Annotated in this window: 12 protein-coding genes; 5 read left to right on the top strand and 7 right to left on the bottom strand. The window is 56.3% G+C overall.

Annotated elements, in window-relative coordinates; genetic code table 11:
• Positions 1-308: 308 nt before the first annotated feature.
• The 3 genes from acs to actP all read left to right on the top strand — a co-directional run bounded on the left by acs (position 309) and on the right by actP (position 4,363).
• Positions 309-2,267: an acetate--CoA ligase gene (acs, locus tag MX657_RS02020; protein WP_346807130.1), complete on the top strand. Its 1,959-nt coding sequence runs from the start codon at positions 309-311 to the stop codon at positions 2,265-2,267.
• A gap of 135 nt (positions 2,268-2,402) precedes the next feature.
• Positions 2,403-2,717: a DUF485 domain-containing protein gene (locus MX657_RS02015; protein WP_080329982.1), complete on the top strand. Its 315-nt coding sequence runs from the start codon at positions 2,403-2,405 to the stop codon at positions 2,715-2,717.
• Entirely contained in the window at positions 2,714-4,363 is a 1,650-nt protein-coding gene (gene actP, locus MX657_RS02010) for a cation/acetate symporter ActP (RefSeq protein WP_045261053.1), read from the top strand. Before MX657_RS02015 ends, actP begins: the two co-directional genes overlap by 4 nt.
• Before the next feature lie 32 nt (positions 4,364-4,395).
• Here actP and MX657_RS02005 read toward each other — a convergent pair whose 3' ends face one another.
• Both MX657_RS02005 and MX657_RS02000 read right to left on the bottom strand, forming a co-directional pair.
• On the bottom strand, positions 4,396-5,085 hold the full coding sequence (locus MX657_RS02005; RefSeq protein WP_006810462.1) for an LrgB family protein: 690 nt from the start codon (positions 5,083-5,085) through the stop codon (positions 4,396-4,398).
• The gene (locus MX657_RS02000) at positions 5,078-5,488 is read right to left on the bottom strand and encodes a CidA/LrgA family protein (protein WP_080329980.1); all 411 of its coding nucleotides are present in this window, start codon (positions 5,486-5,488) and stop codon (positions 5,078-5,080) included. The genes MX657_RS02005 and MX657_RS02000 overlap by 8 nt, the downstream gene beginning before the upstream one ends.
• A gap of 102 nt (positions 5,489-5,590) precedes the next feature.
• Between MX657_RS02000 and MX657_RS01995 the strand changes: the two genes are divergently transcribed.
• Complete coding sequence (locus tag MX657_RS01995) at positions 5,591-6,478, top strand: LysR family transcriptional regulator (RefSeq protein ID WP_346807129.1); 888 nt, start codon at positions 5,591-5,593, stop codon at positions 6,476-6,478.
• 81 nt (positions 6,479-6,559) lie between these two features.
• Here MX657_RS01995 and MX657_RS01990 read toward each other — a convergent pair whose 3' ends face one another.
• The 4 genes from MX657_RS01990 to soxR all read right to left on the bottom strand — a co-directional run bounded on the left by MX657_RS01990 (position 6,560) and on the right by soxR (position 11,454).
• A complete protein-coding gene (locus MX657_RS01990) occupies positions 6,560-8,206 on the bottom strand; it encodes a Na+/H+ antiporter (protein WP_080329978.1) in 1,647 nt (548 codons plus the stop codon).
• Positions 8,207-8,358: 152 nt separating this feature from the next.
• A complete protein-coding gene (ghxP, locus tag MX657_RS01985) occupies positions 8,359-9,708 on the bottom strand; it encodes a guanine/hypoxanthine transporter GhxP (protein ID WP_346807127.1) in 1,350 nt (449 codons plus the stop codon).
• Positions 9,709-10,002: 294 nt separating this feature from the next.
• Positions 10,003-10,674: a glutathione S-transferase family protein gene (locus MX657_RS01980; protein ID WP_346807125.1), complete on the bottom strand. Its 672-nt coding sequence runs from the start codon at positions 10,672-10,674 to the stop codon at positions 10,003-10,005.
• A gap of 321 nt (positions 10,675-10,995) precedes the next feature.
• A complete protein-coding gene (soxR, locus tag MX657_RS01975; RefSeq protein ID WP_119916568.1) occupies positions 10,996-11,454 on the bottom strand; it encodes a redox-sensitive transcriptional activator SoxR in 459 nt (152 codons plus the stop codon).
• Between the two features lie 98 nt (positions 11,455-11,552).
• Here soxR and soxS point away from each other — a divergent pair, with 98 nt between their 5' ends.
• The gene (soxS, locus tag MX657_RS01970) at positions 11,553-11,879 is read left to right on the top strand and encodes a superoxide response transcriptional regulator SoxS (protein WP_013095071.1); all 327 of its coding nucleotides are present in this window, start codon (positions 11,553-11,555) and stop codon (positions 11,877-11,879) included.
• Positions 11,880-11,885: 6 nt separating this feature from the next.
• On the opposite strand, the gene MX657_RS01965 is transcribed toward soxS, so the two are convergent.
• On the bottom strand, positions 11,886-13,451 hold the full coding sequence (locus MX657_RS01965) for an EAL domain-containing protein (RefSeq protein ID WP_333017590.1): 1,566 nt from the start codon (positions 13,449-13,451) through the stop codon (positions 11,886-11,888).
• Between the last annotated feature and the right edge of the window lie 369 nt (positions 13,452-13,820).

The following is a 13,820-nucleotide window of genomic DNA, read 5'->3' as shown; positions in this document are numbered from 1 at the left end:
ATGAGTATCATCTGCGCGACCTGTTGCGCAAGCCTTAAAGAACGACGCATTTCACTACCAAAAGCAGTTATGACGCGAGTTTGTCATAATTCTGATAAATAACCTTTTGTTATAAAAACGCTTTTTTATAAAGAAATGTGAATAATCGGCATCGTGAATTATTTCTCTTCAAAGTTTCATTCGCTCAATTTTCATACTCTTCAGACAATGCGTGATCTGTCGCCCAAATACTAAACAAAGCTTGTAAAGCCCCTACTATTAACGTTTTTGCGACATATTATTAACATCTTACAAGGAGAAAAAAAGCCATGAGCCAAATACACAAACACGACATTCCCGCAAACATTGCGGACCGTTGCCTGATCACCCCGGAGCAATACCACGAGAAATATCAGCAATCAGTTACCAACCCGGACGCCTTCTGGGGCGAGCAGGGCCACATCCTTGACTGGATCAAACCTTATCAGAAGGTGAAGAACACCTCTTTCGCGCCAGGCAACGTCTCCATTAAATGGTATGAAGACGGCACGCTGAACCTGGCGGCGAACTGCCTGGACCGTCATCTTGCCGAACGCGGCAACGAAACGGCCATTATCTGGGAAGGCGACGATGCCTCTCAGAGCAAACACATCTCTTATAAAGAGCTGCACCGCGACGTGTGCCGCTTCGCCAACGTGCTACTGGAAAAAGGCATTAAAAAAGGCGACGTGGTGGCGATCTATATGCCGATGGTGCCGGAAGCGGCGGTGGCTATGCTCGCCTGCGCGCGTATCGGCGCGATCCACTCCGTTATCTTCGGCGGCTTCTCCCCTGAAGCGGTTGCCGGGCGCATCGTTGACTCGAACTCGAAGCTGGTGATCACCGCCGACGAGGGCGTACGCGCCGGGCGCGGTATTCCGCTGAAGAAAAACGTCGATGAAGCGCTGAAAAACCCGAACGTAAAATCCATCAATAATGTCATTGTCCTCAAGCGTACCGGCGGCAAGATCGACTGGAACGAGGGGCGTGACCTGTGGTGGAGCGACCTGATAGAAAACGCGAGCGACCAGCATCAGCCGGAAGAGATGAACGCGGAAGATCCGCTCTTCATTCTTTACACCTCCGGCTCCACCGGTAAACCGAAAGGCGTGCTGCACACCACCGGCGGTTATCTGGTTTACGCGGCTACGACCTTTAAATACGTCTTCGATTACCATCCGGGCGACATTTACTGGTGTACCGCCGACGTGGGCTGGGTCACCGGCCACAGCTACCTGCTGTACGGCCCGCTGGCCTGCGGCGCAACGACGCTGATGTTTGAAGGCGTACCGAACTGGCCGACTCCGGCGCGTATGTGTCAGGTGGTCGACAAGCACCAGGTCAACATTCTCTACACCGCGCCAACGGCGATCCGCGCGTTAATGGCAGAAGGTGATAAGGCCATCGAGGGCACCGACCGCTCCTCATTGCGCATCCTCGGTTCCGTGGGCGAGCCCATTAACCCGGAAGCCTGGGAGTGGTACTGGAAGAAAATCGGCAACGAGAAGTGCCCGGTGATGGACACCTGGTGGCAGACCGAAACCGGCGGCTTCATGATCACCCCGATGCCGGGCGCGACGCAGCTGAAGGCCGGTTCCGCAACCTGCCCGTTCTTCGGCGTGCAGCCTGCGCTGGTGGATAACGAAGGCAACCCGCAGGAAGGCGCCACTGAGGGTAACCTGGTGATCACAGACTCCTGGCCGGGCCAGGCGCGTACCCTCTTCGGCGATCATGAGCGCTTCGAGCAGACCTACTTCTCGACCTTTAAAAACATGTACTTCAGCGGCGACGGCGCGCGCCGGGATGAAGACGGCTATTACTGGATCACCGGACGCGTGGACGACGTGCTGAACGTCTCCGGCCACCGTCTGGGCACGGCGGAGATTGAGTCCGCGCTGGTATCGCATCCGAAGATTGCCGAAGCGGCGGTCGTGGGCATTCCTCACAACATCAAGGGCCAGGCAATCTACGCCTACGTCACCCTGAACCACGGCGAAGAGCCGTCGCCAGAGCTGTATACCGAGGTGCGCAACTGGGTCCGCAAAGAGATCGGCCCGCTGGCGACGCCGGACGTGCTGCACTGGACCGACTCGCTGCCGAAAACCCGTTCCGGCAAGATTATGCGCCGTATTCTGCGCAAAATCGCGGCAGGTGACACCAGCAACCTCGGTGATACCTCGACGCTTGCGGATCCTGGCGTGGTGGACAAACTGCTCGAAGAGAAGCAGGCCATCGCAATGCCTTCCTAGTGTTTTCTCCCTCTCCCCGTGGGAGAGGGCCGGGGTGAGGGCATCAGACCGCACCTTCCTCTCCTCACCCTAACCCTCTCCCCATAGGGGAGAGGGGACTAAAAACAAACCTACCTTACCTTTGGAGACTCTGTGATGAATCATGATATTTGTCAGCAGATAGAGAATAGTGCGCACTACAGGGAGCTCGTCGAAAAACGGCAACGGTTTGCCTTCATCCTTTCCATCATCATGCTGATTATTTACGTCGGCTTTATTCTGCTGATCGCCTTTGCTCCGCACTGGCTGGGCACCCCGCTGCATGAGGGTACCAGCGTCACGCGCGGCATTCCGATTGGCATTGGCGTCATTGTAATTTCATTTGTGCTGACCGGCGTTTATGTCTGGCGCGCCAACGGTGAATTTGATCGTCTTAATAAAGAAGTCCTGCGCGAGGTAAAAGCATCATGAAGCGAGTCCTGACGGCGCTAGCCGCCACACTTCCCTTTGCTGCACACGCGGCGGATGCCATTACTGGCGAGGTCCAGCGCCAGCCAACCAACTGGCAGGCGATTATCATGTTCCTGATTTTCGTGGTGCTGACGCTGTACATTACGTACTGGGCATCGAAACGCGTGCGCTCCCGTAATGATTACTACACCGCGGGCGGCAACATAACCGGCTTCCAGAACGGGCTGGCGATCGCGGGGGACTTTATGTCCGCCGCCTCGTTCCTCGGGATCTCCGCGCTGGTCTACACCTCCGGCTATGACGGCCTGATTTACTCCCTCGGCTTCCTCGTCGGCTGGCCGATCATTCTGTTCCTGATTGCCGAGCGCCTGCGCAACCTGGGACGCTACACCTTTGCGGACGTCGCCTCCTATCGCCTGAAGCAGGGGCCAATTCGTACCCTTTCCGCCTGCGGCTCGCTGGTGGTGGTGGCGCTGTACCTGATTGCCCAGATGGTGGGCGCAGGCAAGCTTATCGAACTGTTGTTCGGCCTGAACTACCACGTCGCGGTGGTGCTGGTGGGCGTGCTGATGGTGATGTACGTGCTGTTCGGCGGCATGCTGGCAACCACCTGGGTGCAGATCATCAAAGCCGTCCTGCTGCTGTTCGGCGCCAGCTTTATGGCCTTTATGGTGATGAAGCACGTCGGGTTCAGCTTCAATAACCTGTTCACCGAAGCGATGGCGGTCCACCCGAAAGGGGAAGCGATCATGAGCCCGGGCGGGCTGGTGAAAGATCCGATATCCGCGCTCTCACTCGGTCTCGGCCTGATGTTCGGCACTGCGGGTCTGCCGCATATCCTGATGCGCTTCTTTACCGTGAGCGATGCGCGTGAAGCGCGCAAGAGCGTCTTCTACGCCACCGGTTTCATGGGTTACTTCTACATCCTGACCTTTATCATCGGCTTCGGCGCGATCATGCTGGTGGGGGCGAACCCGGCGTTTAAAGACGCGGCGGGCGCGCTGATTGGCGGTAACAACATGGCGGCGGTACACCTGGCCGACGCGGTGGGCGGCAATCTGTTCCTCGGCTTTATCTCCGCCGTGGCCTTCGCCACCATCCTCGCGGTGGTAGCTGGGCTGACGCTGGCCGGTGCGTCTGCGGTATCGCATGACCTCTACGCCAACGTCTTCCGTAAAGGCGCGAGCGAGCGCGATGAGCTGAAAGTCTCCAAAATCACCGTGCTGGTGCTGGGCGTAGTGGCGATCCTGCTGGGGATTTTGTTCGAGAAGCAGAACATCGCCTTTATGGTGGGGCTGGCCTTCTCGATTGCGGCAAGCTGTAACTTCCCGATCATCCTGCTCTCCATGTACTGGTCAAAACTGACCACCCGTGGGGCGATGATTGGCGGCTGGCTGGGCCTGCTGACGGCGGTGATTCTGATGATCCTCGGCCCAACCATCTGGGTGCAGATCCTCGGTCACGAAAGCGCTATCTTCCCGTATGAATACCCGGCGCTGTTCTCCATTGCCGTGGCGTTTATCGGGATCTGGGTCTTCTCGGCCACCGACAACTCGCCGGAGGGTAACCTGGAGCGTGAGAAATTCCGCGCCCAGTTCATCCGTTCACAAACCGGCCTGGGCGTTGAACAGGGTCGCGCGCATTAAGCCTTTCTCCCCGGTCGCTCTGGCCGGGGAGCTTAAAACATCACCCACGCCACCAGCGGCGCAATCAGCACCATCGTTACGCCCGAGAGCATCATCACCAGGCTTGCAACGACCCCTTCCTGCTGACCCAGCTCATACGAACGTGCCGTGCCTGCCCCGTGCGACGCCGCGCCAAACCCTGCTCCTTTCGCCATCCCTTCGCGGATAGAGAGCCGCAGGAACAGTACATCCCCCACCGCCATGCCAAAAACGCCCGTTACCACCACAAACAGCGCCACCAGATCCGGCTGCCCGCCGAGCGGTTTCGCGGCTGCCAGCGCAAACGGCGTGGTCACCGAGCGCACGGCCAGGCTGCGCTGGATTTCATCAGACAACGTAAACAGCCGCGCCAGCCAGACCGAGCTGCACACCGCCACCACCGTCGCGGTAATCACGCCCGCGCTGAGTGACATCCAGTGGCGTTTGATAATGGCGAGGTTGTCATAAACGGGTACGGCAAAAGCAATGGTTGCCGGGCCGAGCAGCCACAGCAGCCAGTGGGACTCACCGATATAGTTCTGCCAGGAGATATGGCCAAAGACCAGCATCAGCACCAGCAGGATGGGCGTGAAGACCAGCGGCATCAGCGGCAGCGCGCGGAAACGGCGGTACAGGCGCTTGTTGGCAAAGTAGATGACGACTGTCGCAATCAGGCACAGCACGCTTATCTGAAAGTTAGTCATGCTTCTGCCTGCTGATTTCAAAGCGATACACTTTATCCACCACCCAGGCGGTGGTGCCCAGCACCATCAGCGTGCTTAACGCAATGACCGCAAAGATGCGCCAGCCGTCGACCATCAGCAGTTGCGCATAGTTCACCACCGCCACCACGGCCGGCACAAAGAACAGCAGCATCTCCGCCAGCAGCCAGCGCGCCCCGGCGCGGACCCAGCGGAGGGGGATCACGCGACACAGGATGAGCGTCAGCATCAATACCATGCCGACAAGGTTGGCAGGCAGCGGAAGATGCAGCCAGCCGACCAGATATTCCGCGAAAACAAACAGTCCCGCATAGAGCAGTACCTGAACCGGTACCTGAAGTCGTTGCACAACGGCAGGCGTAACACGGCTTAACGCCACGGCCATGGAGGGTTTCCTCAAAAATGAGACGAGGCGCCAGTATAGAGACCGCACGGTGTGGACTGAAATGAATTAAAATCATCGAAGGTATAGTTTCGAGGAATAATCATGGACATAAGAACGCTGCGCTATTTTGTCGAGGTGGTTCGCCAGCAAAGTTTCACCCGCGCAGCGGAGAAGTTGTTCGTTACCCAGCCGACCATCAGCAAGATGCTGAAAAACCTCGAAGATGAGCTGAACTGTACCCTGCTGATCCGCGACGGACGCAAGCTGCTGCTGACCGATACCGGGCGCGTGGTGTTCGAACGCGGGCTGGCCATCCTGGCGGAGTTCCGCCAGCTGGAGGCCGAGCTTGGCGACATCAACCACCTGACAAGAGGGCTGCTGCGGCTCGGCATTCCGCCGATGGTTGGCATGATGATGGCCGGGCCGATAAGCCTGTTTCGTCAGCGTTACCCCGGCGTTGAGCTTAAAATTTCTGAATTTGGCGGTCTGACCGTGCAGCAGGCGGTGATGAACGGCGAACTGGACGTGGCGATGACCGCGCTCCCTGTTGAGGAGGAGAGCGGCCTGGCGACGCTGCCGCTCTTTAGCCACCCGCTGTGCGTACTGGTGCCCCGCTTCGGCGACTGGCTAAAGCCAGACTCGGTGAAACCCGATCTGCTCGGCGAACACCCGCTGCTGATCTACAACGAAGACTTCGCCTTGAGCCGCCAGCTGATGGCGCTGTTTAATCAGCACAACGTAAAACCGCGCATTGCGGTGCGCAGCGGCCAGTGGGATTTTCTGGCAGCGATGGTACAGGCAGGCGTGGGGATAGCCATTCTGCCGCAGCCGATTTGCGAGCGGCTGGATAAAAACACGCTGCGCTGGATCCCGCTGGAGAGCGATCTGCACTGGCAGCTGGGGATGATCTGGCGTGAAGGGGTGTATCTGTCGCACAGCGCACAGGCGTGGCTGCAATGTTGTGAGGGGTTTTGGGTGCGGTCTGAATAGTACCGGGTGGCGGCTTCGCCTTACCCGGCCTACGGTTCAAACGTAGGCCCGGTAAGCGCAGCGCCACCGGGCAAAAGCGCGCTACTGATTCTCTATCAGCAGCGCTTCCAGCAAGTCCAGATCGTGCAGCAGCTTTTGCAGCGTCTCGTTGCTGATCTGCCGCGTGGCGCGCAGATGGTAAAGCTCGGCGCGCTCTGAGCGCAGTGCCGCCAGGCGGAAGCGGCGCTCCAGGTTCTCTTCCTGCAGCGAGCTTTCTACGTCGTTACGCCCGTCGGCGCGGCGGCGCAAGTTACCAATCACGCGGGAACTGACTTCCGTCAGCAGCTGATTGTCGATGTTCTCTTCCGTATCTGCGGCGAGACGCTCCTCCATTTTCTGGATCGCGACAATGGCCACTTCCGCCGTGGCCGCCCGGGCAATCCGCTCCTCTTTATGCTGTTGGGTCGAATCTCCGGCATCAATATGCTGGAGTAAAATCGGCAGCATAATCACGCCGACAAACAGCGAGAAGAGAATCACGCCCGCCGCCAGGAATACCAGCTCGTAGCGCGCCGGGAAGACGTCCCCCGTCGGCAGCAGCAGCGGTATAGAGAGCACACCGGCGAGGGTAATCGCCCCGCGCACGCCCGCGAAGGAGGCAATCAGCAGCTCGCGCGTGGTCCAGGAGCCGAACTCCATCGGCTTTTTGGTCAGGAAGCGCACGCTGAATTTCTTCATCGTCCACAGCCAGCCGAAACGCACCAGCATCAGCGCCATGTAGATCAGCACGATATCGGTAAACAGCATCCAGACTTCAACGTTTGGATCCGCCTCCGCTGCAATCAGTGAGGATTCCATAATACCCGGCAGCTGCAGGCCCAACAGCAGGAACACCATGCCGTTAAACACGAACTCGAGCATCGCCCAGGTGCTGTTCGCACGCAGGCGCATCGCCAGCGGCGCGCGGCGCATTACGCCGGAGCGGGTGATGGTCATCCCCGCCGCCACCGCTGCCAGAATGCCCGACACGCCGATGTGTTCTGCAATCAGGTAAGAGGCAAACGGCAGCAGGAACAGCAGGACGATCTGCGTTGCCGGTTCGTCGCCCCCCCAGCGGCTGAGGAAGCGCAGCGAGCGTCCGTACAGCCAGCTCACCACGAAGCCCGCGAGGATGCCGCCAATCGCCACTTTGAAGAATTCCAGCGTCGCGCCGCCAACGGTAAAGACCATGGTTCCCATGGCAACCGCCACGGCAAACTTCAGGGCCACCAGGCCGGAGGCGTCATTCATCAGCGCCTCGCCCTGCAAAATACCCATAATTTTCTTTGGAATGCGCCCTTCGCCCACAATGCCGGACAGTGCCACGGCGTCGGTCGGTGACAGCACGGCGGCCAGCGCAAAGGCAGGGATGAGCGGGATCCCCGGTACGGCCCAGTAGATCAGGAAACCAATCCCAACCACGGTAACGACCACCAGCGCCAGCGCCAGGCCGAAGATCTCTCGTCCGTGCTCAAGAAACTCGCGCGTGGGGGTTTTCCAGCCATCGGCAAACAGCAGCGGCGGGATAAACAGCACGAGGAACAGTTCCGGATCAAACTCCACGTGCAGACCGAACGTCGGCCACGCCAGCAGCGCACCGATAGCTATTTGCATTAAAGGCAGGGGGACCTGGAAGGGCAGTACGCGTGTAACCACCCCGGATAACGAGACCACAAGGGTCATGATGAGTATTGTGAAGAAAATTTCCATGCGTTCCCTGTTTGCTGTGTTGCTTAAAAGCCAAACCTAAGGCGTCGTGCCTCTTATTCTATCTTCTCCAGAGTAACGCAAAAGGCAACGGGATGAGTCCTGAAAATAAAAACGGGCGGCCTGAGCCACCCGTTTTCGCATCAATGGATAACTCAGATTGCCCAGCCGCCCGCGTAGAACGCCACCAGCGCAACGGCGATCACCACGGTGCCAACGTTCAGCTTGCGCCACTCACCGGAAACCAGACGACCAATCACCAGCGAGGCGAAACCGATCATGATGCCGGTCACGATGTTACAGGTCAGCACGATAAAGACCGCAGTAATCAGGCCGGACATCGCATCCACGAAGTCCGCAAAATCGATTTTCGCCACGTTGCTCAGCATCAGCAGGCCGACGTACATCAGCGCTGGCGCGGTCGCGTAGGCCGGGACCAGATAAGAGAGCGGGGAGAGGAACAGGATCAGCAGGAACAGCACGCCGACGGTGATCGCCGTCAGGCCGGTTTTACCGCCCGCCGCCGTACCCGCTGCAGATTCGATATACACCGCCGCAGGCGCCGCACCCACCAGACCAGAGAAGACGCTGCTCAGGGAGTCGGTGGTCAGCGCTTTGCCGCCGTCAATAATCTGGCCGTCTTTATCCAGCAGGTTCGCCTGACCGGCCACCGCGCGGATAGTACCGGTGGCGTCAAACACCGCGGTCATTACCAGCGCCAGCACGCTTGGCAGGATCACCGGGTTCAGCGCGCCGACGATGTCCAGGCTGCCAATCAGAGAGTTACCTTTGTCATCGCTCAGCGATGGCATGGCGAAGATACCGGAGAAGTGAACGGTCGGATCGAAGATCAGGCCAACGATGGACACGCCGATAATGGTCAGCAAAATGCCACCCGGCACCTTCAGTTTTTCCAGACCAATAATCACCGCCAGACCCACCAGCGACATGATCACCGGGAAGCTCGCGAAATGACCCAGCGCAACCGGCAGGCCGTCCAGCGGGTTCTTGATGACCAGACCCACGCCGTTAGCAGCGATCAGCAGCAGAAACAAGCCGATGCCGATACCGGTGCCATGCGCCACGCCCTGCGGCAGGTTGCGCAAAATCCAGCTACGGATGCCGGTGGCAGAAATCACGGTAAACAATACGCCCATCAGGAACACGGCGCCGAGTGCCACCGGTACGCTGATCTGCTGGCCCAGCACCAGGCTGAATGCGGTAAACGCGGTCAGAGAGATGGCGCAGCCGATCGCCAGCGGCAGGTTCGCCCACAGGCCCATGACAATCGAACCGACACCCGCGACCAGGCAGGTGGCCACAAAGACCGCCGCAGGCGGGAAGCCCGCTTTGCCCAGCATGCCCGGCACCACGATGACGGAGTAAACCATCGCCAGAAACGTGGTCAGACCGGCAACAACTTCCTGGCGCACGGTGCTGCCGCGAGCCGAAATTTTAAACATGGCGTCTAATGAACCGCCGGTACGCGCAGATGGCGTAGACATAGAAAACATCCCCTGAGAGTTTTTTAGGAAGTCCGTAAGCGTGGTGGAGACGCCGCTGCCAGCTAAACGTCAAATCCGTGTGTTGCGTTTGCGACGAAAGGGCGTCACAAAAAAAGCAAACGTTTAGCTCCGCGCTTACAAACGGGTGGTCAAATTAAGGCAAACGATTATCTAGCCTAATACCCGCCCTTTTCAACTGAACTTTCTCGTTTTTCGCTAAAATTCACTTATGACGCTGAAGAAATAAACAGAGGATGCGCAAACGTTATCGTTTATGCGCAATTTGTTTACATTTCAGTCCTCGCCAGGGATCGTTAACGGGCCACCCTGTTGCAGGGTTATTTGCCAGCCAGGGCTGTTATCCACTTTGTTCTTCCATGCCTGAATATGCGGCAGATTATCAATGCCGCCGCGCGCCTGTAGGGCAAAGATCGGGAAACTCATCTGAATGTCGGCCATGCTGAACGCATCCCCGGCAAACCAGCTGTTTTTAGCAAGATGTGAGTCAATAAAGCGTGCATGGGTTTCCAGCTGGCGGTTGAGATACGCTTTCTGCACCCCCTGCCCCAGCGCTTTGCCCAGCGTTCGTATACCAAACGGTACGGGAGGTTTACCGAGACTGCTGAAAACCAGCTTCATTAACAGCAGCGGCATCAGCGATCCTTCGGCGTAATGCAGCCAGAAGCGGTATTGCACCTTATGCGCCGGATCTAAAGGCTTCAGCCGTGATTCGGCATCATAGGTTTCCTGCAGATACTCCAGAATGGCGCCTGATTCCGCAAGGATCAGCCCGTTATCTTCAATGACCGGTGATTTGCCCAACGGATGCACCTTTTTGAGGGACTCAGGTGCCAGCATGTTCTTTTCGCGCTGGTAGTGAACGATCTCATAAGGCAGAGCAAGCTCTTCCAGCGCCCAGATCACGCGGTGCGAGCGCGACTGGTTAAGGTGATGTACCGTGAGCATGGTTTTCTCCTGTTATTCATACTTTTTAACTATAGAAAATCGAACAACACCACGAAAAAATTTCGCCGAAAAAACGGTGGGCGCGGCTGGCGAAAAGACGGGTTCTGCATAGAATTAAAGTGTCAGCCCAATCCGGAACCTCACCAACCAGCTCGACACGAGGGGTGCTGATGTCGGGGGAAACCCTCCCGTGAACCAGCGGGATAGAGAGAAAGACAAAGACCGGGAAAAACTAAAGCGCCCTTTGTGGCGCTTTAGTTCTTTATTGTGCTTTTTGCCGGATGGCGGCTTCGCCTTACCCGACAAACAGGCCGCACGGACTCAATCCTCTTCCAGCAACCGCGCCCCCGTCCCCTGAGCACCCAGCCTGTCGCCGGGGTTACGCAACGGGCAGTCGCTACGGGACAGACAGCCGCAGCCGATGCACCCGTCCAGCTCATCACGCAGCGCCACCAGCGTGTGGATACGCCTGTCCAGCTCTTCACGCCACTGGGACGACAGCTCTTTCCACTCTTTCGGGCTCAGCGTATGCCCTTCCGGCAACACGCCGAATGCCTCGCCAATCGTCGCCAGGGGAATGCCGATGCGTTGCGCAATTTTGATAATCGCTACGTAGCGGAGCACGTCACGGGTATAGCGGCGCTGGTTACCGCCGTTACGGATGCTTTTAATTAACCCTTTGCTTTCATAGAAGTGGAGCGCCGATACCGCAACACCGCTTCGCTTAGCCACTTCACCGGGGGTTAAAAGCGCTTTAATGCGCGGCAATCTCTTTTCCATAAAACCTCTTTACCTCAAGTTAACTTGAGGAATTATACTCCCCCGCAGAGAAAACGACGAATCAACCGAGAAAGTTGTATCTACAGAGGGGCAACCTTATGTCGCATCAGCAAATTATTCAGACACTTATTGAATGGATTGATGAACATATCGACCAACCGTTGAACATTGATGTGGTCGCCAAAAAGTCGGGCTATTCGAAATGGTATTTACAGAGAATGTTCCGCACCGTTATGCATCAGACGCTGGGGGAGTACATTCGTCAGCGCAGGCTGCTGCTGGCGGCACAGGCGTTACGCTCAACGCAGCGGCCGATTTTTGATATCGCGATGGATCTTGGCTACGTCTCGCAACAAACCTTTTCTCGCGTGTTTCGCCGCGAGTTTGACCGCACGCCGAGCGATTACCGCCACCAGTTGAATTAAAGCGTATCAGTGCAAAGGTTGCTGCTGCCAGGTCATAAATTCCTGGGGCGGCATCGCTTTCGCGAAGTGCCATCCCTGACAGAACTGTACTCCGCGCTTCAACAACCAGCTCACCTGCTCGGCCGTTTCCACCCCTTCCGCGATGGTTTTAAGCCGCAGACTTTGCGCCATCTCGATAATATGCTCGGCGATCAGGTGGCTGGTACTGTTCGTCGTTAAGGTATCGATAAACGATTTATCGATTTTCAGAATATCCACGTTCAGCGAGTAGAGGTTATGCAGGTTTGAGTAACCGGTCCCGAAATCATCGATCGCCACTTCATAACCCGCCTGACGGAAAGCCTGGATCACCGGCGTGGTTTTCGGCACGTCGATAAAACCGCGTTCCGTCACTTCGATTTTAATTTGCTGGGCGCGTACGGCGTAGTGGCGAGCCTTGTCAGAAATCATGGCGATCAGCCGCGATGAGTGGAAGTCCGTGGCCGACAGGTTAATCGAAATATAAAGATGCGGATGCGCCGCCAGGAAATGGCCCAGATCGCTGAACACCTCCTCAACGACGTAATCCGTAATGCGCTCGCTCATTCCCTCTTTTTCCGCCAGCGGAATAAACTCAGCCGGGCTCATTACCTGCCCGTTGAAACCAGGCCAGCGCAACAGCGCCTCAGCCCCCACGCACTGGTTATTCTTGATATCGATAATCGGCTGATAGTGCACACAAAGCTGGCGCTTGTTCAGCGCCCGGTGCAGTAACCGCCCCGGCGAATTAAGTTCACGATGAGTGCGGGACCACACCAGCAAAATAATAATGCTGCAGATCATGCCCAACGGCAGCGTCAACGTCGCCTGGTGATAGAGCGTTTCATAAAACCGTTTATCTGATGTCGACACGATAGCGGCAATAGGCCGTTTTGCTGATTTTACGACAGTATAAAAGCGGTTATCTTTTTGAAATACCGATTCCTTATCCCGAATCATCGAGTTTAATAAAGAAACATTGGCTTTCTGGCTGAAGGAAAAGAAGTCATTCGTTACCGTGTCGTACACGCCCCATGCGAGGGAATGATCGGTAGACATCACTTCACTGTAAGAAAGCGGATTGACCACCACAACATAATTTCCACGCTGCATATACGTCATTTTATAGCCAGTATAAAATGGCGTATCGCGAAAATAATAGATAGCAACGTCAGGTTTACGCGTGTAATTAGCGACGGGAATGGCGTAGGGTTGTTCCGGTGTAAAAACGGTCGAACAAAGAAAATTCTGACCTTCAGCATAAATTAAATCGGCAACAAACAGGCGGCCACGAACAACGTTCAACATATATTGACGGTGCCCTGGCGTACAACGTTCACCCTGATATTTTTCTGCCTCGTCCCGGGCCAGCTCAACCTGTTGAATTACCAGTTCTGTTTTGTCTAAGGCCAGTTCAGCAAAGGTACGTAGCTGAGCGCTCGTTTCCGACACGGCTCGTAGCTGGGCAAACCATAGGGCAAGCATCACCGGCAGCATAACTACCATGATGATCCCTACCACCCTGAGCATTTTGCGCCGCGCGCTACGATTCATTTCCCGCCCTATATCCCTGCATGTTGTACGCCTGTAGTAATGAAGGCCGGATGCTTTGTTAAACAGGTGATTACGTTGCATGAATCATGCGAAGTTAGCAACTGACTTTTAGTATTAAAAATCTTAAATTTCGTTATGACGATAATATTTTCCCGTAAGCTAAACTGTAAGTATTCGTTCCGTTTCAATTAAGGAAAATATTTATCCAGCGCGCATGGGAGGTTTGAAGAGAACACAACAGAGGATCGCTGATTAAGCCAAACTTCTGGCGGCGTGAAAAAAGTACAACGTCAACATGACAGTTTATCCTATTTATTCGGGTATATTTTGTTCATTGATTTATAAATAATCAGCCCGCATTGGACTATT

Source organism: Enterobacter chuandaensis, assembly GCF_039718975.1.
GTDB classification, from domain to species: domain Bacteria; phylum Pseudomonadota; class Gammaproteobacteria; order Enterobacterales; family Enterobacteriaceae; genus Enterobacter; species Enterobacter chuandaensis.
Note: the sequence above shows the minus strand (reverse complement) of the source record. Positions and strands in the feature narration are given on the sequence as shown.

Excerpts from the sequence above, each read along its gene's own strand:
- acs (WP_346807130.1), top strand. The coding sequence starts at position 309 with ATGAGCCAAATACACAAACACGACATTCCCGCAAACATTGCGGACCGT.
- MX657_RS02015 (WP_080329982.1), top strand. The coding sequence starts at position 2,403 with ATGAATCATGATATTTGTCAGCAGATAGAGAATAGTGCGCACTACAGG.
- actP (WP_045261053.1), top strand. The coding sequence starts at position 2,714 with ATGAAGCGAGTCCTGACGGCGCTAGCCGCCACACTTCCCTTTGCTGCA.
- MX657_RS02005 (WP_006810462.1), bottom strand. The coding sequence starts at position 5,085 with ATGACTAACTTTCAGATAAGCGTGCTGTGCCTGATTGCGACAGTCGTC.
- MX657_RS02000 (WP_080329980.1), bottom strand. The coding sequence starts at position 5,488 with ATGGCCGTGGCGTTAAGCCGTGTTACGCCTGCCGTTGTGCAACGACTT.
- MX657_RS01995 (WP_346807129.1), top strand. The coding sequence starts at position 5,591 with ATGGACATAAGAACGCTGCGCTATTTTGTCGAGGTGGTTCGCCAGCAA.
- MX657_RS01990 (WP_080329978.1), bottom strand. The coding sequence starts at position 8,206 with ATGGAAATTTTCTTCACAATACTCATCATGACCCTTGTGGTCTCGTTA.
- ghxP (WP_346807127.1), bottom strand. The coding sequence starts at position 9,708 with ATGTCTACGCCATCTGCGCGTACCGGCGGTTCATTAGACGCCATGTTT.
- MX657_RS01980 (WP_346807125.1), bottom strand. The coding sequence starts at position 10,674 with ATGCTCACGGTACATCACCTTAACCAGTCGCGCTCGCACCGCGTGATC.
- soxR (WP_119916568.1), bottom strand. The coding sequence starts at position 11,454 with ATGGAAAAGAGATTGCCGCGCATTAAAGCGCTTTTAACCCCCGGTGAA.
- soxS (WP_013095071.1), top strand. The coding sequence starts at position 11,553 with ATGTCGCATCAGCAAATTATTCAGACACTTATTGAATGGATTGATGAA.
- MX657_RS01965 (WP_333017590.1), bottom strand. The coding sequence starts at position 13,451 with ATGAATCGTAGCGCGCGGCGCAAAATGCTCAGGGTGGTAGGGATCATC.